Origin of the sequence: Microbacterium sp. LKL04 (assembly GCF_900102005.1) — a bacterium.
Lineage (GTDB): Bacteria > Actinomycetota > Actinomycetes > Actinomycetales > Microbacteriaceae > Microbacterium.
Genome location: NZ_LT627736.1, coordinates 714,744 through 734,246 on the forward strand (window position 1 = coordinate 714,744; position 19,503 = coordinate 734,246).

The 19,503-nt window shown below is 70.3% G+C and carries 19 protein-coding genes and 1 tRNA gene; 16 read left to right on the forward strand and 4 right to left on the reverse strand.

Annotation, left to right across the window (positions count from 1 at the left end):
* The first annotated feature begins 139 nt into the window (after positions 1–139).
* Genes pdhA through BLP38_RS03555 form a run of 4 tightly spaced genes read left to right on the forward strand, consistent with a single transcriptional unit; the run spans position 140 to position 4,759 of the window.
* On the forward strand, positions 140–1,261 hold the full coding sequence (gene pdhA / locus BLP38_RS03540; RefSeq protein ID WP_091352977.1) for a pyruvate dehydrogenase (acetyl-transferring) E1 component subunit alpha: 1,122 nt from the start codon (positions 140–142) through the stop codon (positions 1,259–1,261).
* Positions 1,258–2,268: an alpha-ketoacid dehydrogenase subunit beta gene (locus BLP38_RS03545; RefSeq protein WP_091352979.1), complete on the forward strand. Its 1,011-nt coding sequence runs from the start codon at positions 1,258–1,260 to the stop codon at positions 2,266–2,268. Before pdhA ends, BLP38_RS03545 begins: the two co-directional genes overlap by 4 nt.
* Positions 2,265–3,596: a dihydrolipoamide acetyltransferase family protein gene (locus BLP38_RS03550; RefSeq protein ID WP_091352983.1), complete on the forward strand. Its 1,332-nt coding sequence runs from the start codon at positions 2,265–2,267 to the stop codon at positions 3,594–3,596. Before BLP38_RS03545 ends, BLP38_RS03550 begins: the two co-directional genes overlap by 4 nt.
* Positions 3,597–3,604: 8 nt before the next feature.
* Positions 3,605–4,759: an acyl-CoA dehydrogenase family protein gene (locus BLP38_RS03555; protein ID WP_091352986.1), complete on the forward strand. Its 1,155-nt coding sequence runs from the start codon at positions 3,605–3,607 to the stop codon at positions 4,757–4,759.
* A gap of 15 nt (positions 4,760–4,774) precedes the next feature.
* On the opposite strand, the gene BLP38_RS03560 is transcribed toward BLP38_RS03555, so the two are convergent.
* Complete coding sequence (locus BLP38_RS03560) at positions 4,775–5,380, reverse strand: histidine phosphatase family protein (protein WP_091352990.1); 606 nt, start codon at positions 5,378–5,380, stop codon at positions 4,775–4,777.
* 28 nt (positions 5,381–5,408) lie between these two features.
* Complete coding sequence (locus BLP38_RS03565; protein ID WP_091352993.1) at positions 5,409–6,254, reverse strand: Sir2 family NAD-dependent protein deacetylase; 846 nt, start codon at positions 6,252–6,254, stop codon at positions 5,409–5,411.
* A gap of 102 nt (positions 6,255–6,356) precedes the next feature.
* On the opposite strand from BLP38_RS03565, the gene BLP38_RS03570 reads away from it, so the two are divergent.
* The gene (locus BLP38_RS03570; protein WP_091352998.1) at positions 6,357–7,148 is read left to right on the forward strand and encodes a TrmH family RNA methyltransferase; all 792 of its coding nucleotides are present in this window, start codon (positions 6,357–6,359) and stop codon (positions 7,146–7,148) included.
* Between the two features lies 1 nt (position 7,149).
* Here BLP38_RS03570 and BLP38_RS03575 read toward each other — a convergent pair whose 3' ends face one another.
* Positions 7,150–7,992 (reverse strand): SGNH/GDSL hydrolase family protein, encoded by an 843-nt coding sequence (locus tag BLP38_RS03575; RefSeq protein ID WP_091353002.1) that lies wholly within the window; start codon positions 7,990–7,992, stop codon positions 7,150–7,152.
* 101 nt (positions 7,993–8,093) lie between these two features.
* On the opposite strand from BLP38_RS03575, the gene BLP38_RS03580 reads away from it, so the two are divergent.
* From BLP38_RS03580 to BLP38_RS03600, 5 genes are all read left to right on the forward strand, one after another.
* Positions 8,094–9,935, forward strand: a complete 1,842-nt coding sequence (locus BLP38_RS03580; RefSeq protein WP_165971379.1) for a DEAD/DEAH box helicase — start codon at positions 8,094–8,096, stop codon at positions 9,933–9,935.
* A gap of 80 nt (positions 9,936–10,015) precedes the next feature.
* On the forward strand, positions 10,016–11,119 hold the full coding sequence (locus tag BLP38_RS03585; protein WP_091353010.1) for a VIT1/CCC1 transporter family protein: 1,104 nt from the start codon (positions 10,016–10,018) through the stop codon (positions 11,117–11,119).
* 105 nt (positions 11,120–11,224) lie between these two features.
* Positions 11,225–11,309, forward strand: a tRNA-Leu gene (locus BLP38_RS03590).
* 91 nt (positions 11,310–11,400) lie between these two features.
* Complete coding sequence (locus BLP38_RS03595) at positions 11,401–12,699, forward strand: M20/M25/M40 family metallo-hydrolase (protein WP_091353015.1); 1,299 nt, start codon at positions 11,401–11,403, stop codon at positions 12,697–12,699.
* A gap of 9 nt (positions 12,700–12,708) precedes the next feature.
* Positions 12,709–13,542 (forward strand): undecaprenyl-diphosphate phosphatase, encoded by an 834-nt coding sequence (locus tag BLP38_RS03600; RefSeq protein WP_091353020.1) that lies wholly within the window; start codon positions 12,709–12,711, stop codon positions 13,540–13,542.
* A 10-nt stretch (positions 13,543–13,552) separates the two neighbouring features.
* Here BLP38_RS03600 and BLP38_RS03605 read toward each other — a convergent pair whose 3' ends face one another.
* Positions 13,553–14,416, reverse strand: coding sequence for a PAC2 family protein (locus tag BLP38_RS03605; protein ID WP_091353022.1), 864 nt, complete (start codon positions 14,414–14,416; stop codon positions 13,553–13,555).
* 78 nt (positions 14,417–14,494) lie between these two features.
* Here BLP38_RS03605 and BLP38_RS03610 point away from each other — a divergent pair, with 78 nt between their 5' ends.
* Genes BLP38_RS03610 through tatA form a run of 6 tightly spaced genes read left to right on the forward strand, consistent with a single transcriptional unit; the run spans position 14,495 to position 19,471 of the window.
* Positions 14,495–15,175, forward strand: a complete 681-nt coding sequence (locus BLP38_RS03610) for an HAD family hydrolase (RefSeq protein ID WP_091353026.1) — start codon at positions 14,495–14,497, stop codon at positions 15,173–15,175.
* Complete coding sequence (locus BLP38_RS03615; protein WP_091353029.1) at positions 15,172–16,185, forward strand: tRNA (adenine-N1)-methyltransferase; 1,014 nt, start codon at positions 15,172–15,174, stop codon at positions 16,183–16,185. Before BLP38_RS03610 ends, BLP38_RS03615 begins: the two co-directional genes overlap by 4 nt.
* Before the next feature lie 4 nt (positions 16,186–16,189).
* On the forward strand, positions 16,190–17,155 hold the full coding sequence (locus tag BLP38_RS03620; RefSeq protein WP_091353032.1) for an FKBP-type peptidyl-prolyl cis-trans isomerase: 966 nt from the start codon (positions 16,190–16,192) through the stop codon (positions 17,153–17,155).
* Positions 17,156–17,199: 44 nt separating this feature from the next.
* The gene (locus BLP38_RS03625) at positions 17,200–18,198 is read left to right on the forward strand and encodes a helix-turn-helix transcriptional regulator (protein ID WP_091353035.1); all 999 of its coding nucleotides are present in this window, start codon (positions 17,200–17,202) and stop codon (positions 18,196–18,198) included.
* A complete protein-coding gene (locus tag BLP38_RS03630) occupies positions 18,195–19,154 on the forward strand; it encodes a helix-turn-helix transcriptional regulator (protein ID WP_091353038.1) in 960 nt (319 codons plus the stop codon). Before BLP38_RS03625 ends, BLP38_RS03630 begins: the two co-directional genes overlap by 4 nt.
* Before the next feature lie 59 nt (positions 19,155–19,213).
* On the forward strand, positions 19,214–19,471 hold the full coding sequence (gene tatA / locus BLP38_RS03635; RefSeq protein ID WP_091353042.1) for a Sec-independent protein translocase subunit TatA: 258 nt from the start codon (positions 19,214–19,216) through the stop codon (positions 19,469–19,471).
* Positions 19,472–19,503 lie beyond the last annotated feature (32 nt).

A 19,503-nucleotide genomic window follows, 5' to 3' on the forward strand; every position in this document is an offset into this window, starting at 1 on the left:
GCATCCTGCTCAATGTTTGTGACGATGCTTGAGCGAGGTGCGATGTCGGCCTAGTCTCGCACCATCCGGCGACGAGGCCGGTGTTCTGCGCCGGTCGCCCGTCCACAAGACGTGCGTCCGCGATCAGAGAGGGACGACGATGACCGACACTCTGACCCCCGCCGCCGCACTGGCGAGCGATACCGAGGACGTGGCCCGCCTGCTCGACCACGAGGGGCGACGCGTGCGAGACGAACGGCTGGACCCGTGGGCCGCCGACGTCGATGCGCCGATGCTCCGGCAGGTGTACCGCGACATGTTCCTCTCCCGCAGGCTCGACGCCGAGGGGGTGGCTCTCCAACGCCAGGGGCATCTCGGCCTGTGGGCGCCGGCGCAGGGGCAGGAGGCCGTCCAGGTCGGTACCGCGTGGGCGTGCCACGACGACGACTTCCTCTTCCCGAGCTACCGCGAGATCGGAATCGAGGTCGTCCGCGGCGTGCAGCCGAAGGACTTCGTGATGGTCTGGCACGGCGCGCAGCACGCAAGCTGGAACCCGTTCGACGTGCACGTCGCGAACCCGCAGATCATCATCGGGGCGCAAAGCCTCCACGCCGTCGGCTACGCGATGGGCATCCAGCGCGACGGCGGCGACCAGGTCGCGGTGGCCTACTTCGGAGACGGTGCGACGAGTCAGGGCGATGTCAACGAGGCGATGATCTTCGCGTCGTCCTACGGCGTGCCCGTCGTCTTCGTGTGTTCCAACAACCAGTGGGCGATCTCAGAGCCCGTGCAGCTGCAGTCGCGGACGCCGATCTCGCATCGGGCGCCGGGCTTCGGCATCCCGAGCCTGCGCGTCGACGGCAACGACGTCCTCGCCTGCATCGCCGCGATGCGCTGGGCGGCCGACCACGCCCGCAGCGGCCGCGGTCCCGCCTACCTCGAGGCGGTCACCTACCGCGTCGGGCCGCACACGACCTCGGACGATCCGACCCGCTACCGCGACGCCGACGAGGTCGCGCACTGGAGGGCCCGCGACCCGTTGGTGCGCGTCGAGGCGTATCTGCGCTCGCTCGGTGCGTTCGACGACGCGTTCGCCCAGACGTTGACCGCGGATGCCGACCGTTTCACCGCCGCGATGCGCAGCGCCGTCGTGGGGGCCGAGGCTCCCGAGCCCCTGCGGGTGTTCGACCAGGTGTACGCCGAGCCGCACAGCGGGCTCGACGAGCAGCGCGCCCGCTACGCCGCGTACCTCGACGGCTTCTCGGGCGGGGGTGCACGATGACCGAGATGACGATGGGCAAGGCCCTCACCGCCGCCATGCGCCGTGCGCTCGCCGATGACGAGAAGACCCTCGTCATGGGGGAGGACATCGGCCGCCTCGGCGGCGTGTTCCGCATCACCGACGGTCTGCAGGCCGAGTTCGGACCCCGCCGCGTGGTCGACACCCCGCTCGCGGAGTCCGGCATCGTCGGCACCGCCGTCGGTCTCGCCTTCCGGGGCTTCCGGCCGATCGTCGAGATCCAGTTCGACGGGTTCGTCTATCCCGCCTTCGACCAGATCGTCAGTCAGGTCGCGAAACTCCACTACCGGACCCAGGGACGCGTGAAGATGCCGATCACGATCCGCATCCCGTGGGCGGGTGGTGTCGGCGCCGCCGAGCACCACTCCGAGTCGCCCGAGGCGTACTTCGTGCACACCGCGGGTCTGCGCGTCGTCGCCGTGTCGAATCCGCAGGACGCGTACACGATGCTCCGACAGGCGATCGCCAGCGATGACCCCGTCGTGTTCTTCGAGCCCAAGCGGCTCTATCACGCCAAGGGCGACGTCGACCTCGACGCCGACATCGCCGACGCCGCGCCGCTGGGTCTCGCGCGGGTGGTCCGCGAGGGCACCGACGTCACCGTCGTGACGTACGGCGCGCAGGTGACGACGGCACTCGACGCCGCGCTCGCCGCCGAGGACGAGGGCATATCGCTCGAGCTGATCGATCTTCGCTCGCTGTCGCCGGTGGACTACGGCACGGTCGCGGCATCCGTCCGCCGCACCGGGCGGGTCGTTGTCACGCACGAGGCTTCCCGCGAGGCGGGGGTCGCGGCGGAGGTCATCGCGAGCATCACCGAGAAGTGCTTCCACTACCTCGAAGCCCCGCCGCTGCGGGTGACAGGCCACGACATCCCGTATCCGCCGGCGAAGCTCGAACAGCACCACCTGCCCGATCTCGACCGCATCCTCGACGCCGTCGACCGGGTGCTCGGCCGCCCCAGCGGAGTCCCGGAGGTGACCGCGTGATCACGGAATTCCGTCTTCCCGACCTCGGCGAGGGCCTGCGCGAGGCGGAGATCGTGCAGTGGCACGTCGCCGCCGGCGACGAGGTCGCACTCAATCAGACGATCGCCGAGGTCGAGACGGCGAAGGCCGTCGTCGAACTCCCGTCGCCGTTCGCCGGCACCGTCTCCGCCCTTCATCACGCCGAGGGCGATGTCGTCCCGGTCGGAGAGGTGCTGATCGCTTTCGACATCGCCGGGGCGGAGACGGATGCCGCAACGTCGCCCACCGCCGAGGCGAAGCGCGAGCCGAACCTCGTCGGCTACGGCGCCGCGCCTCGGAGTGATGCCCGCCCGCAGCGTCGGGCACGCGCGGGTGCAGGTGGCGACGCCATCGACCTGGCCGTCCGGGAGGCGGCGCCGCACGACGCGATCGCACCGAGCGCGCCGGAGCGCGAGCCGCGCGAGCGTCCCCGCTCCACACCGCCGGTCCGCAAGCTCGCCCGCGACCTCGGGGTCGACCTCGATCTCCTGGCGGCTCAGGGTGTCGACGGTCTGATCACGCGGGAGGACGTCGAGTCCTATGCGGCGCGGACCGCCGCCGAGCCTGTGGCGGCGGCCCCGGCGTTCACTGCTCCCGAGTCGACCTCGACGGCCGACGAGCGGATCCCGATCCGCGGTGTCCGCAAGTATACGGCCGACGCCATGGTGCGGTCGGCCTTCACAGCCCCGCACGCGGCCACCTTCCTGACGGTCGACGTGACGGCATCCGTCGCCTTCGTGGCGGGACTGCGCGCCGACTGTCGTTACGCGGACGACCGCATCGGGATCATGGCCGTCGCCGCGAAGGCCGTATGTCTGGCGCTTCGCCGGACCCCCGAGCTCAACGCGACCTGGGACGACGCGGCGGGTGAGATCGTCCGCTTCGGGCGGGTGAACCTCGGCATCGCTGCGGCGACGGACCGCGGGCTCGTCGTGCCGTCGGTGAAGGACGCCGGTGCCCTGTCGCTCGTGGACCTCGCCCAGTCGATCCGCGCCCTCGCCGACACGGCGCGGGCGGGCAAGGCGACGCCGGCCGATCTCGCCGGCGGGACCTTCTCGATCACGAATTACGGGGTGTTCGGTGTGGATGCCGGGACCCCCATCCTCGTGCCGGGGGAGGCCGGCATCCTCGGCCTCGGTGCTGTGCAGCGCCGGCCGTGGGAGCACGAGGGAGGCGTCGCGCTGCGCGATGTCATGACACTGAGTCTGTCGTTCGACCACCGGCTGGTGGACGGGGCCGAAGCGGCCCGGTTCCTCACCGACGTGGCCGACGTGTTGCGTGAGCCGGGAAGGGCGATGGTGTTCGCATGAGTCTGCCGATGACGGGATACGACCTCACGGAGGAGCAGGTCGAGTTGGCCGGGCTCGTCCGCTCGTTCGCCGACGAGGTGGTCGCGCCGGTCTCGTACGAGGCCGACCGCACCAAGACCCTGCCGATGGACGTCGTCGCGCAGATGGGCGACATGGGGCTGTTCGGACTGCCGTTCCCCGACGAGGTCGGCGGCCAGGGCGGCGACTACGTCACGCTCGGGCTCGCGATCGAGGCGCTCGCGCGTGTGGATCAGTCGATCGCCATCACGCTCGAAGCCGGGGTGAGCCTGGGCGCCATGCCGATCTTCCGCTTCGGAACCGACGTGCAGCGCGAGGAATACCTGCCCGACCTGCTGGCCGGACGTGCGCTCGCCGGCTTCGGGCTGACGGAACCGGAGGCGGGATCGGATGCCGGGGCGACCCGCACGACCGCACGCCTCGACGCGGGCGACTGGGTGATCGACGGCGCGAAGCAGTTCATCACCAACTCGGGCACCTCCATCACCCGCTTCGTGACGGTCACCGCGGTCACGAGCGAGCCGGGCGCGGAGACGCGCGAGATCTCGACGATCATCGTCCCGCACGGCACGCCGGGGTTCACCGTCGGGCCCGCGTACGACAAGGTCGGCTGGCACGCGAGCGACACGCATCCGCTCGTCTTCACGGGCGCGCGGGTGCCGGAGGAGAATCTGCTCGGCCAGCGCGGGCGCGGGTTCGCGAACTTCCTCCACATCCTCGACGAGGGCCGCATCGCGATCGCGGCGCTCGCCACGGGGGCGGCGGAGGGATGCCTCGAGGCAGCCGTCGACTACGCGAAGAGCCGTGTCGTCTTCGGTGAGACGCTGGGCACGCGCCAGAGCATCCAGTTCATGCTCGCGCGCATGCAGCAGCGGGTCCACGTGTCACGACTGGCCTGGCTGCACGCGGCACGCCTGCGCGACGCGGGGCGCCCGTTCAAGACCGAGGCGGCGATCGCGAAGCTCACGTCGAGCGATGCGGCGATGGAGAACGCCCGCGACGCGACGCAGATCTTCGGCGGCAACGGGTTCATCAACGAGTACCCCGTCGCGCGGCATTTCCGCGACTCGAAGATCCTCGAGGTGGGGGAGGGGACGACCGAGGTGCAGCTGCTCCTCATCGCGCGGTCGCTCGGGCTCGCCTGAGCCCGGACCGGCCGCTCAGACGGGCAGCGCGGACGAGGTCAGGAGCGACAGCCAGTCGTCCTCGACCCGGAAGGTGTGCGCCGAGCCGTTGACCAGCTTGTGGCCCGGCTCGGGGTACTCGCCCGACGTGGAGTGAGAGATCACGGTGCGGATGAGCGCGCCGTGGGCGACGGCGATGACGTGCGGTTCCTCGGGTGCGACCAGGGCGCGGGCATCGGCAACTGCTTCCTCGATCCCGCGCAGTGCTCGGGTCGTGACCTCCGGCCACGGTTCGGCGCCCGGGACCTCTGCCGTCGCCCAAGGCCCCCAGCGGTCGAAGAACTCGGTGTCGGTGAGTCCCTCGGCGTCCCCGTAGCCGCGCTCCTGGAGTGCGGGGTACGTGCGCGGTTCGGGCAGGTCGAGGATGCCGGCGATGATGCGCGCCGTCTCGTTCGCGCGCGACAGGTCGCTCGACACGATGACGGTCGGGGTGTCCCGGTCGAGCGCATCCGCGAGGGCGAGGCCAGCCGCGCGGGCCTGCTCCCGTCCGGTGTCGTTCAGCGGGATGTCGGTCGACCCCTGGATCCGGCGGGTACGGTTCCAATCGGTTTCGCCGTGGCGCACGAGGGTGAGAAGGGTCACCCGACGAGCCTACGACGACGGTGCGGTCTCACCGACCGGCGAGTTCCCGGCCGAGGGCGGTGAGCACCTCGGAGGTCCCGGCATCGATCTTGACAGTCGCGCGCGTGTCCCCTCGCGTCTCGCCGCGGTTGACGATCACGACGGGCAGCCGCCGGCGGCGGGCGCGCTCGAGAAGGCGGATGCCGGAGTTCACCACGAGCGAGGAGCCGGCGATCAACAGCGCCGAGCTCGAGCGGACGAGCTGTTCCGCCTCACGGAACTTCTCCAGCGGGATGTATTCCCCGAAGAAGACGACCTCGGGCTTCAGCATCCCGCCGCAGACGGAGCAGTCGGGGATGACGAAACCGTCGCTCGCGCCGGGCAGCACGTCGCCGTCGGGACCGAGTTCGACGTTCTCGGGCACCGTGATCCAGGGGTTGTCGCGCTCGATCCGCACCGCCAGATCGCGGCGATCGAAGACCTGACCGCAGTGCAGACACGACACCCGCCGCATCGTGCCGTGGAGTTCGACGACGCGTCTGCTGCCGGCGCGCACGTGCAGCCCGTCCACGTTCTGCGTGATGACGCCTGACGCGATGCCGGCGTGCTCGAGTGCCGCAAGCGCCCGATGGCCCTCGTTCGGAGCTGCCGCGGCGAACGTCCGCCACCCGAGATGGCTTCCAACCCAGTAGCGCCGCCGCGACCCGTCGTCGGCGAGGAACTGCTGCGCGGTCATCGGCGTCCGCACGGGAGCGCCCTTGCCGCGGTAGTCCGGGATGCCGGAGTCCGTCGAGACACCGGCGCCCGTCAGCACGGCGACGCGGTGCCCGGCGAGCGCGTCGGCCGCGCGTTCCACGGCGGTCGTCGTCTCGGCATCCAGGTCCAGCACGCTCATGGCCCTCCTCAGGGGATCGAGCCTACGCCGTCGTCGTTTCGCGGAGGTCACGACCGCCGGTGACAGCCCGCCCTGACAGCCCGCCCGTGACAGCATGGGGCCATGACGATGATCCGCATCGACGATCCGTCGGATCCGCGTCTGTCGGACTACCGGGGACTCACCGACACGGCTCTGCGCCGGATCGCCGAGCCCGAGGGGGGTCTCTACATCGCCGAGTCGGCGAAGGTGATCTCCCGGGCGGTGGGTGCCGGGCACCGGCCGCGGTCCGTGCTCGTGCAGGAGAAATGGGTCGACGACGTCGCCGTGCTCGCCGGCGACGCTCCCGTCTACGTCGTCCCCGACACCGTCGCGGAACAGCTCACCGGATTCGCCGTCCACCGGGGAGCACTCGCCGCCATGCACCGTCCCGAGCAGCCCTCGCCGGCGCAGTTGCTCGACGGCGCGCGGACGGTCGTCGTCCTCGAAGACATCGTCGACCACACCAACGTGGGTGCCGCCTTCCGGGCCGCCGCCGCGCTGGGCGCCGATGCCGTCCTCGTCTCGCCCCGGTGCGGTGATCCGCTCTACCGACGCAGCGTCCGGGTCAGCATGGGGACGGTCTTCCAGGTGCCGTGGGCGCGCCTTCCGGAGTGGGATGCCGCCGCGCCACTGTTCGCGGCGGCGGGAGTGCACCTGGCGGCGATGGCGTTGTCGGACGACGCCCTGTCGCTCGACGAGTTCGCCGCAGCCCGACCGGAGCGGCTGGCGATCCTCATGGGGTCCGAAGGCGAGGGCTTGTCGACCTCGGCCCTCGACGCCGCCGATTCGGTCGTCACCATCCCGATGTCGGGCGGTGTCGACTCGCTCAATGTCGCGTCCGCGGCAGCCGTCGCCCTCTGGGCCCTCCGCTGACTCAGTCGCCGGGCGGCATCGCCGAGAAGGGCAGCGCCTCGGGGCGCTTGGCCGTGACATGGTCGCCCGAAGACTGGTGACGCAGACGCCGCAGGACCCACGGCACGAGGTGCGCTCGCGCCCAGACCAGATCGTTCGCCCGCGCCGCGCGCCACGTCGTCGTCGGCAATGCCTCGGGCGCCATCGGCTGAAGGTCGTTCGGCACGTTGAGCGCGCGGAGCACCATGCGTGCGACCTCGTGATGTCCGAGCGAGTTGTAGTGCAGGCGGTCGTCGTCGAAGAAGCGCATATCCTGCACCTCTTTCAGCGCCCACTGGTCGGCCACGATGCAGTCGTAGCGGTCGGCGATCGCTCGGATGTTCTCGTTGTAGATCGCGACGCGGCCGCGGATGCCGCGGAAGACCGGCGTGAAGTCGGTGTCGATCGCGGTGAAGACCAGCAGCGTCGCGCCTTGGGAAGACAGGCGGGCGACGGCATCCTCGAACAGCTCCGCCACGGCATCCGGATCACCCTGCGGACGGATCACGTCGTTGCCGCCGGCGGAGAGGGTGATCAGGTCGGGCTTCAGCGCGAGCGCGGGCTCGATCTGGGCGTCGACGATCTGGCGGATGAGCTTGCCGCGGATCGCGAGGTTCGCGTAGGCGAAGTCATCGACCTGCGAGGACAGCACGGCCGCGACGCGGTCGGCCCAGCCGCGGTGCTCACCCGGGCGATCCAGGTAGGGGTCGCCGATGCCTTCCGTGAAGGAGTCTCCGATCGAGACCATCCGCCGCCACGGGTGGGCAGTCGCATTCGGGACGTAGGGCGAACGGTTCTCGTCCGGAACCTGGTCGTTCTCGCGCATGGCACCTCCGCATCGAGGCTACCCGCCGGATGCCGCCGCACCCGATCGACGGCCGGTGTCCCCGGTCGCGATTAGGGTGGATCGACGTGACGAGCGAGATGATGAGCGAAGAGGGGGCGGCCTCGGACGAGCCCCACTTCGGGAGTTTCGCCGCCGAGCACCTCTCTCCCGCGTTCCCGCAGCGCGCGCCGTGGGGAACGGCGCAGAACCTCCGCGCGTGGCAGGCCGAGGCTCTCGAGCAGTACTTCGAGACCGACGGTCCGGACGGGGTCGGTGGGGGACCACGCGACTTCCTCGCGGCCGCAACCCCCGGCGCCGGCAAGACGACGTTCGCCCTCCGTCTCGCGAGCGAGCTGATGCGGCGTCGCATCATCGACCGCATCATCGTCGTCGCCCCAACCGAGCACCTGAAGACCCAGTGGGCGGATGCCGCGGCCCGCGTCTCGATCCGCCTCGACCCGCGGTTCAGCAACAAGCACTTCTCGCCGGCACGGCACTACCACGGGGTCGCCGTCACCTACGCGCAGGTCGCGGTGAAGGCGTCCGTGCACGAGCGTCTCGTCCTGGACTCCCGGGCCCTCGTGATCCTCGACGAGGTACACCACGGCGGCGACGCGCTCAGCTGGGGCGACGCGCTCCGCGAGGCGTACGGCCGCGCGACGCGGCGGCTCCTGCTGTCGGGGACCCCGTTCCGCAGCGACACCGCCCCCATCCCGTTCGTCGAGTACCACCCGAACGACAAGGGCATCCGCCTCTCGCGGACGGACTACAACTACGGCTACGGCCGGGCGCTGGCCGACGGCGTCGTGCGTCCCGTGCTCTTCCACGTCTACGCCGGGCAGATGAAGTGGCGGACGAAGGCGGGTGACGAATACGAAGCCCACCTCGGTCAGGACAACACGAAGGACATCAATTCCCAGGCATGGCGGACGGCGCTCAACCCCGAGGGGGAGTGGATCTCGGCCGTCCTGCGTTCCGCAGACCGCCGTCTCACCGAGGTGCGTCAGGACGTCCCGGATGCCGGGGGCCTCGTCATCGCGACGGATCAGACCGCCGCGCGCGCCTACGCCGCGATCCTCCGCGACATCACGGGGGAGCCGACCACGGTCGTCCTCTCGGATGACAAGGCCGCTTCGGGGCGCATCGAGACCTTCGGGCAGTCGACGACCCGGTGGATGGTCGCGGTCCGGATGGTGTCGGAAGGCGTCGACGTCCCGCGGCTCGCGGTCGGGGTCTACGCGACCAGTGCCTCGACGCCGCTGTTCTTCGCGCAGGCCATCGGACGTTTCGTCCGCGCGCGACGCCGCGGCGAGGCGGCATCCGTCTTCTTGCCCAACGTCCCCCAGCTCCTCGCCCTCGCGAATGAGATGGAACGCGAGCGCGATCATGCGCTCGATCGCGAGGAGAGCGACGACGACGGCCTTGAGGATTCGCTGCTCGAAGAGGCCGAGCGCGAGGACAAGGCGTCCGACTCGCTCATCGAGGAGGGCAGCTACCAGGCTCTCGGGTCGAGCGCGCACTTCGATCGCGTGCTCTACGACGGCAAGGAGTTCGGTCAGCTCGCCGTGCCCGGGACACTGGAGGAGGAGGAGTTCCTCGGGATCCCCGGGCTCCTCGAGCCGGAGCACGTGCACGAGCTGCTCATGCAGCGGCAGTCCCGGCAGACCCGCCACCGCCACGCGCGGGAAGCGCAGGAGAAGACGACGGCGGAGGCGACCGGAGAACCGGAGAACACGCTGCCGCCGGCGCTCCACCGCACGCTCAGAGAGCAGCGGCAGCTCCTCAACAGCCTCGTCGGTCTCTACGCGCGGCAGAGCGGCGAACCCCACGGCGCCGTGCACGCGGAACTCCGGCGGGTGTGCGGTGGACCCGAGGTCGCCCGCGCCACCGTGGCGCAGTTGCAGGCGCGCATCGAGGTGCTGCGAAAGCGCGTCCACTCCTGACCCCTTCGGATCCCCGAAATGCTGGCAGTTCCGGCTTTCGGACCGTCTCCGTCCCGCGCGCTGGTTAGCGTGAGAGGGACATGAGCACGATCGACGCGACGCCCCTTCCCGACGCCACCCCTCGAGATCGACGGCGGTGGGCCGCGTACCTCGCCGACGAGCGCGCGGAGGCGCGCGTGTATCGAGAGCTCGCCGCCCGTAAAGACGGGGAGGAGCGCGACATCCTCGAGGCGCTCGCCGAGGCCGAGGGGCGTCACGAGGCCCATTGGCTGGGTCTCCTCGGCGGGGAGCCGGCCCGGCTCCCGCGTGCGTCGGTCCGCACCCGCCTGCTGGCCACGATGGCCCGTCGGTTCGGGTCGATCTTCGTCCTGGCTCTCGCGCAGAACGCCGAGAACCGCTCGCCTTACGACGACGACCCCCATGCCACGCCGGCCATGCGCGCCGACGAGAAAATCCACGGCGAGGTCGTCCGCGGGCTGGCGGCGCGCGGACGGATGCGCCTCTCGGGCACCTTCCGCGCCGCCGTCTTCGGCGCGAACGACGGACTCGTGTCGAACCTCGCGCTCGTCATGGGCATCGGCGCCACAGGGGTCGCGCCGCAGTTCGTCCTGTTCAGCGGCGTCGCGGGTCTCCTGGCCGGTGCGCTGTCGATGGCCGCGGGGGAGTTCGTCTCGGTCCGGTCGCAGCGCGAGCTGATCGAGGCCACGCACCCGAACAACGACACCGACCACGTCCTCCCGGATCTCGACCTCGACGCGAACGAACTCGCCCTCGTCTACCGGACGCGGGGCCTCGGCGAAGATGAGGCTCTCGAGCGGGCGCGGCAGGTCGTCGCGACGGCACAGGCGAGCGACCGTGCCGTCCCGTACCGGCGTGCGGCCGAGCCGCCCGCCGACCTCGAGTCCGTCGGTTCTGCGTTCGGAGCCGCGGCATCCAGCTTCGCGTTCTTCGCCTCGGGTGCCGTCATCCCGGTCCTGCCGTGGATCTTCGGGCTCTCGGGCCTCGCGGCCGTCGCTCTGGCACTCGCCCTCGTGGGGCTCGCGCTGCTCCTGACCGGAGCTACCGTCGGTCTGCTCTCGGGTGCACCGCCGCTGCGCCGCGGGCTGCGTCAGCTGGCGATCGGTTTCGGGGCTGCGGCGATCACCTACCTGCTCGGGCTGCTGTTCGGCGTGTCCGCCGCCTGATCGGGCTGCACGCCTGGCCCGATTATTCGGACCGCTCAGAACGTGCTACTGTCGATCCTCGGTTGCGAAACCGAAATCCCGGAGGAAACAAAGGGAAAAAACTCTGCGCGGGTGGCGGAATAGGTAGACGCGCTAGCTTGAGGTGCTAGTGCCCGAATAGGGCGTGGGGGTTCAAGTCCCCCCTCGCGCACAGAGGAAGAAATGGGTCCCGAGAGGGGCCCATTTCTCGTTTCCGGGGTGGTGGCAGGGACCGCCCCTTCGCCGCGGGTAGCGTGGGCGGCATGTCCGCTCCCGACGATCTGCCCGAGGTCGCGCGCGTCGCCCGCGATCTGATCCGCTTCGACACCACGAACTACGGCGAAGGTCGCGCCAATGGGGAGCGCGAGGCCGCCGAGTACGTCGGCGCCTACCTCGAGTCGCTGGGGCTGACGCCCGAGTACTACGAACCGATCCCGCGGCGCACGAACGTGGTCGCTCGGGTGCCGGGACGCGACCCCGACAAGCCCGCGCTCATCCTGCACGGCCACCTCGACGTCGTCCCCGCGGTGGCGGCTGACTGGAGCGTCGACCCCTTCGAGGGCGCCGTGAAGGACGGGATGCTGTGGGGCCGCGGCGCCGTCGACATGAAGGACATGAACGCCATGATCCTCACCTCGGTCGCCGATCTGCTTCGCGCGGGTGAGCGCCCCGAGCGAGACCTCATCCTCGCCTTCTTCGCCGATGAGGAGAACGGCGGCGTCGAAGGCTCCCAACTGGTCGTCCGCGACCGCGCCGAGTGGTTCGCCGGTGCGACCGAGGCGATCAGCGAGGTCGGCGGTTATTCGATCGCCGTGGGGGACGAGCGCGCCTACCTGCTGCAGGTGGGCGAGAAGGCGCTCATCTGGATCCGGCTCCACGCCACGGGGCAGGCCGGACACGGCAGCCGCCACCACCCCGACAACGCCGTGACGCGTCTCGCCGAGGCGGTCGCGGCCCTCGGCCGCACGGGCTGGCCCATCGAACTCACCTCGACGACGCGACAGCTCGTCGGATCGCTCGCCGATCTCTCGGGGACCCTGGCCGACGATCCCGACGCCGTCGCCGATACGGCGGGCGCGGCATCCGCGTTCCTGCGCTCCACCTTCCGGACCACGACCAACCCCACCGGGCTGACCGCCGGGTACAAGCACAACGTGATCCCGGATGCCGCGACCGCCGCGATCGACATCCGCACCCTGCCGGGGCACGAGGACCAGGTCCTGGCGCAGGTGCAGCGGATCGTCGGAGACGACATCCGCATCGAGGTCGTCCACCGTGACATCGGGCTCGAGGTTCCCTTCGCCGGAGACCTCGTCGACGCGATGGTCGGCGCGCTGGGGCGCCACGATCCCGGAATCCCGGTCATCCCGTACCTTATGGGGGGAGGGACCGACAACAAGGCCCTCGCCGAGCTCGGCATCGCCGGGTTCGGGTTCGCACCGCTGCGACTGCCCGCCGACCTCGACTTCACGGGGATGTTCCACGGTGTCGACGAACGCGTCCCGATCGACGCGCTCGTCTTCGGGCAGCGCGTGCTCACCGATCTGATCCGCACGTACTGAAAGGCCCTCATGTCGATCCTCGACGCCATCATCCTGGGTATCGTCCAGGGCCTGACAGAGTTCCTCCCGATCTCCTCGAGCGCTCATCTGCGCATCGTGGGGGAGTTCCTCCCCAACGCGCAGGACCCGGGTGCGACCTTCACCGCCATCACGCAGATCGGCACGGAGCTCGCCGTCCTGGTCTACTTCTGGACGCGCATCATGCGGATCATCGCCGCGTGGGCGAAGTCGCTCACCGGGCGCGTGCCCCGCAATGACCCCGACGCCCGCATGGGCTGGATCGTCATCATCGGCACGATCCCGATCGGCGTGCTCGGCTTCCTCTTCCAGGACGTTATCCGCGACACGTTCCGGAACCTCTGGCTCGTGGCGATCGTGCTGATCGTCTTCGGAATCATCCTCGGCGTCGCCGATGCGCTCGGAAAGCGCGTCCGCACCGAGAAGGACCTCACGGTCGGTCACGGCCTCACCCTCGGCATCGCCCAGTCTTTGGCCCTCGTCCCGGGCGTCTCGCGCTCGGGAGCCACCACGACGGCTGCGCTCGCGATGGGCTACACGCGTCCCGCGGCGGCCGAGGTCGCGTTCCTGCTCGCGGTTCCCGCCGTCTTCGGCAGCGGTCTGTACGAGCTCCTGCAGGCGATCCGCGAGCCCGGTCAGTCGCCGTTCACCCTCGGCGAGACCGCGATCGCCACCGTGGTCTCGTTCGGCGTCGGCCTCGTCGTCATCGCCTACCTGATGCGGTACCTCAAGCGCGGCAGCTTCCTGCCGTTCGTGCTCTACCGCGTCGTCCTCGGCATCGTGCTGCTCATCCTGCTCGCCTTCGGGGTGCTGCAGGCCTACTGAGCGTGGAGCGTCAGCGGCGGGGGTCGTCCTTCGGCCCGCGCGGCCCGTCGCCGCGACGACGCAGGTAGCGCTCGAACTCCTGTGCGATCGCGTCTCCGGATGCCTCGGGGGAGTCCCAGGCGTCGCGTGCGGTCTCGAGCTGCCGGATGTACTCCGTCATCTCCTCGTCGTCGGCGGCGGCGGCATCCACCGACGCCTCCCACGCGAGCGCGTCCGCGGGCAGGGCGCCGCGGGTGATCGTGGCGCCGGTGATCTCCTCGAGCTTGTCGAGGAGCGCCAGCGTCGCCTTGGGCGAGGGCGTGTGGCCGGCGACGTAGTGGGGGATGCTGGCCCAGAGGCCTGCCGTCGGGATGCCGGCTGCCTCACCGGCCGCGGCGAGCGCCGACAGGATGCCGACAGGCCCCTCGTAGGTCGATCGCTCGAGTCCGAGCGACGAGCGGAGCTCCTCGTTCTCGGAGCCGGCGAACACCGAGATCGGTCGGGTGTGAGGGACGTCGCTCATCATCGAGCCGAGCGCGACGATGCCGGTGATGTCCTCCCGGAGGGCGGCATCGATGAACTCCGCCGAGAACGCCTGCCAGGCGCGCGCCGGCTCCGTACCGGTGAGGAGCCAGAGGTCGGGTCCGTCCTCGCGGGGAGTCGCCGGACGCCACAGTGTCGCGTCGGGCCACACCAGGCGACGGGAGCCGTCGGCATCCAGTTGCATCTGCGGCCGCGTGTACTGGTAGTCGAAGTACAGCTCCGGGTCGACGCCGAACACCTTCTCGAACGTCCCCGCCGTACGCAGCTGAGAGGCCGCAGCGGTCGCCGCCTCTCCGGCATCGTTCCAGCCGTCGACGGCGATCACGAGCACCCGCTGTCCCAGTCCCTGCACGGACGTCCTCTCTGTCGGTACCCCCACGATACGCCGCCGTCCCCGGGGCGGGCGGATGCGCTCGCGTAGCATTGACCGGTGACTTCCCCCCTCCCCGCCGCGGTCCTCTGGGACATGGACGGCACCCTCGTCGACACCGAGCCGTACTGGATGGCCGCCGAGACCCCGCTCGTGGAGCGGTTCGGCGGCGCCTGGACCCACGACGACGCTCTCGGGATGGTGGGACTCGGCCTCGACGACGCCGCCCGCATCCTGCAGGGCGCCGGCGTCCGCATGGAGGTCGACGAGATCGTCGCCCACCTGACCGACGAGGTCATGCGTCAGCTGCGCGAGGAGGGCGTGCCCTTCCGTCCCGGCGCGCGCGAACTCCTCCGCGAACTGCGGGATGCCGGGATCCCGACCGCGCTCGTCACGATGTCGATGAGCCGGATGGCACGGAGCATCACCGAGCTCATCGACTTCGAGGCCTTCGACGTCGTCATCGGAGGCGACGACGTCACGCGCCCCAAACCCCATCCGGACCCCTACCTCCAGGCCTGCGAGGCGCTGGGGGTGGACCCCGTCGACACCGTCGCGTTCGAGGATTCGATCACGGGCGCTCGTTCGGCCGTCGCGGCCGGGACGGTGACCGTCGGCATCCCGCACATGGTCTCTCTCGACGAGGTCGGCGCTCACGAGCTCTGGCCGACCCTCGAAGGTCGGACGGTTGCCGACGTCGCCGCGGTGCTGACCCGCGTGCGTCAGGGGGTCGGGGCGTGAGCGCCGACCTGCGCCCGAGCGGTCCGTTCCGCATCGGCGACCGCGTTCAGCTGACGGGCCCCAAGGGTCGCCTGCACACCGTCACCCTCCGCGAGGGCGGCGAGCTGCACACGCACCACGGCGTGCTCCGCCACGAGGGGATCATCGGTCAGCCCGACGGGTCGGTCGTGGTCAACAGCGGCGGTCACGAGTACCTGGCCCTGCGGCCTCTGCTCCGTGACTTCGTCATGTCGATGCCCCGCGGTGCCGCCATCGTCTATCCGAAGGATGCCGCCCAGATCCTCGCCTCTGCCGACATCTTCCCCGGCGCCACCGTCGTCGAGGCCGGTGTCGGGTCGGGCGCCCTCTCACTGTGGCTGCTGCGCGCGATCGGTCCGGAGGGCCGTCTGCTCTCGTTCGAGCGCCGCAAGGAGTTCTCCGAGGTCGCCGAGGCCAATGTCGAGACCTTCCTCGGGCACTACCCCGACTCGTGGCAGGTCGTCGTGGGAGACCTGGGGGACAAGCTCCCCGAAGTCACCGAACCCGGCAGCGTCGACCGCGTCGTGCTCGACATGCTCGCGCCGTGGGAATGCATCGACGTCGTCGCCGAGGCGCTCACCCCCGGCGGCGTCGTCCTCTGCTACATCGCGACGGCGACGCAGCTGAGCCGGGTCGCCGAGTACATCCGCCACTCCGGGCTGTTCACCGAGCCCGAGGCGACCGAGACGATGGTGCGCGGATGGCACGTCGAGGGGCTGGCCGTCCGTCCCGATCATCGGATGGTCGCCCACACCGGCTTCCTCCTCACAGCGCGCCGTCTCGCCCCCGGCGCGATGCCGCCCGACGTCCGCAAGCGCGCGCTGAAGAAGCCGTCCTACGCGGACGAGGACGTCGAGGCGTGGACGCCGGGCGCCGTCGGCGATCGCGAGATCACCGACAAGAACCTCCGCAAGCGGGTCCGCGATGCGCAGAAGGCCGTCGAGGGGGCGCGGCAGGCTGCCGAGGATCGCTCCGGCGAGACCCTAGACTGAACGAATGCGTCAGATCCCCGCTGCCGTGGCCGTTATCGGCCTGACCGCCCTGGCCCTCGTCGGGTGCGCCCCGTCCGGTCCCGCCGACAGCGGATGCGAACGCGTCACCGCTCCCGCCTCCTCGCTCGACCTCGTCGACGTCTCGGGTGCGCAGGGGTCGCCGACGGCCAAGACGACCGATCCGGTCTACGTCACGAAGACCTCGTACACCGACCTCGCCACGGGCGAGGGCACGCCGATCACGACGGCTAAGCAGGATGTCCAGGTCGGCATCACGCTGCTCAACGGGGCCACGGGTCAGACCGTGCTCTCGGCTCCGTCGAGGCTGATCCAGTTGAGTGTTCTGGAGCAGACGTTCCCGACGATCGCCAAGGCGCTCGACTGCACCCGACCCGGCGCGCGTGTCGTCTCGGCGATCCCGGCGAAGGATCTCGAGCCGTCGCTCGTGAGCCAGATCGGTCTCACCGAAGGGCAGGCCGCCGTCCTCATCGTCGACGTGAACACCGTGTTCCTGCCCGCGGCGAACGGCGTCCCTCAGTACGTCGACGGCAGCAACATCCCCACGGTGGTCCTCGCCCCCGACGGCACACCCGGAGTCATCGTGCCCGACGCCGCACCGCCGAAGGATCTGGTCGTCAAGACGCTGAAGAAGGGCGACGGCGAGAAGATCACCGCTGATTCGACTCCGCGTCTGCACTACACGGGTGTGCTCTGGAAAACCGGAGAGGTGTTCGATTCGACGTGGGAGAAGGGCACGCCCGTCACCCTGTCGATGACGAACGTCGTCAAGGGGTTCGCGGACGCGCTCGAGGGCCAGACCGTCGGATCGCAGGTTCTCGTGGTCATCCCGCCGAGCCTCGGCTACGGCGACAAGGAATCGGGAAGCATTCCGGCGAACTCGACTCTCGTGTTCGTGATCGACGTGCTCGGGATCGACACCAGCGAGGACGCTCAGAGCGCGACACAGTGAGTCGGGGCGGGGCCGCAGCGCGCCTCCGCGCCTAGGATTGCGATGTGTCCACCGAACCGATCCGCAGCGCGCCCGAGGAACGTCTCGTCAACCTCGTCGTCGCCCTGCTGGCCACGGATCAGGGCCTGACGAAGGACACGATCCTCTCCTCGGTCTCGGGATATCGCGAGCAGGGTTCGGCCGGTGCGTCGAAGGATGCCCTCGAGAAGATGTTCGAACGAGACAAGGACAGTCTCCGTTCTCTCGGTGTGCCGATCGAGACCATCGGAGACTACGCCGACCCCGATGATCTGCGCGAGGCCAGGTACCGGGTCCCCACGGCGGAGTACTCGCTCCCCGTCGACATCGACTTCACGCCGGCCGAGATCGCTGTCCTGAACCTCGCCAGCGGTGTCTGGGGGGAGACGTCCATGTCGGCGTCGGCGCGCAGCGGTCTGCGCAAGATCCAGGCGCTCGGCATCGAGGTCGATGCGCCGATCATCGGATACGCGCCCCGCATCAGTCTGCGCGAACCTTCGTTCGCTCCGCTGCAGCGGGCCATCGAGCAGGCGCGCGTCGTCGAGTTCGACTACATCAAGGGAGGATCGGATGCCGCCCACCGTCGGCGCGTGCAGCCGTGGGCGCTCGTGGAGTACGACGGCCGCTGGCACGTCTACGGCTTCGATCTGCTGCAGGACGCCGAGCGGACCTTCCTCCTCTCCCGCATCGCCTCGGACGTCGTCGTGACGCGGACGTCCTTCGACCTGGCGCTCCGAGAAGGCGCGGGCGAGAAGGCGCTCTCGGGTCTTCGGGCGGTCGCCGACGGGCAGCGGGCGCGACTTCAGGTGGAGCCCGGCACCGAAGCGGTCCTGCGGCTGCATCGGCGGTCTGTCGGCGAAGACGACACGGGATGCCTCGTCCCCTACGTCGACGCTCAGATCTTCGCCGACGAACTCGCGTCCTACGGTCCGGAGGTGCGCGTGATCGATCCGCCCGAACTCGCCGAGCTCGTGGCGACCCGTCTGCGTCGGGCGCGTGACCTGCACATGGAGGCGGCCGGATGAGGGCGCAACCGCTGGTCGCGACCGATCGCGCCTCCCTCATCCTCCAGCTCGTCCCGTACCTGATCTCCAAGGGCGAGGTAACCGTCGTCGAAGCGGCGCGCGACTTCGATGTCGAGCCCGACGAGATGCGCTCGATGGTCGAGAAGCTCACCGTCATCGGGCTCCCCGGGGACGGCGGATTCTGGCAGATGGCCAACGACCTCTTCGACATCGATTGGGACCTGCTCGACGAGCAGGACACCATCTCGATCACCAATGCCGTCGGTCTCGAGCGGACCCCGCGTCTCACGGCACGCGAGGCGGCGGCGTTGCTCGCCGGGCTGCAGATGGCGGCGAGTCTCCCGGGCGTCGGCGACAGCGGCGTGGTGCAGGGGCTTCTGGCGAAGCTCGCCGCGGGGGCATCGAGTGCGCCCGCGGAGGTCATCGTCGCGACACCGGTCGTGGACGACGTGCGGACGACCGTCGCGGAGGCGGTGCAGCGAGGGGTGGCCGTGTCGTTCGCGTATCGCGCCCCGGACGCGCCGGTGACCACGCGCACCGTCGACCCCGTCAAGGTCCACATCGCGGACGGCCAGTGGTACCTCCAGGGGTGGTGCCACTTGCGCCAGGCGGTGCGCACCTTCCACCTCGACCGGGTGTCGGACGTGGTGCCGACCGACATCCCGAGCACCCACCAGTCGGACGCCCTCCCCGGACTGTTCGAGCCGGCCGAGACCGACGTGGTCGTCGAGCTCCGGTGCCGCAAGGACGTCGTGCCCCTCCTCGGCGAGTTCGCGGCTCGCGCCATCGTGCGGGGCAAGGGCGAGTTCCGCACCGTCAGCCTTCGGGTCGGCGACGAGCGGAGCCTCAAGCGGCTCGCGGCGCGGCTCGGCGGCGATGTCGAGATCGTCTCGCCTGCGGACGCCCGGGAGGCGGCCCGCGCCTGGGCGGATGCCGGGCTCGCCCAGTACACCTGAGGGTCTCTGTTCACCTGGGGCGGTTAGACTGAACCGACACCCCAACCCGAGGAGCTTTCATGGGCGGCTTGCAAGGATGGCACCTGATCGTCGTTCTGGTGGTGATCCTGCTCCTGTTCGGAGCGGCGAAGCTGCCTGCCCTCGCGAAGAGCGTCGGCCAGTCCGCCCGTGTGTTCAAGGGCGAGATGAAGGCGATGAAGGAAGAGGACGGCCCGGCCGAGACGCCGAACCACCAGCAGCCTCAGGCGCCCACGTCCGTCACCGGGCTGACGCCGCCGCCCGCGCAGGGCCCACCGCAGGGCCCCAGCTCCTCCTGAGGCGGTGACGACCACCGAACGGGACGCCGCGA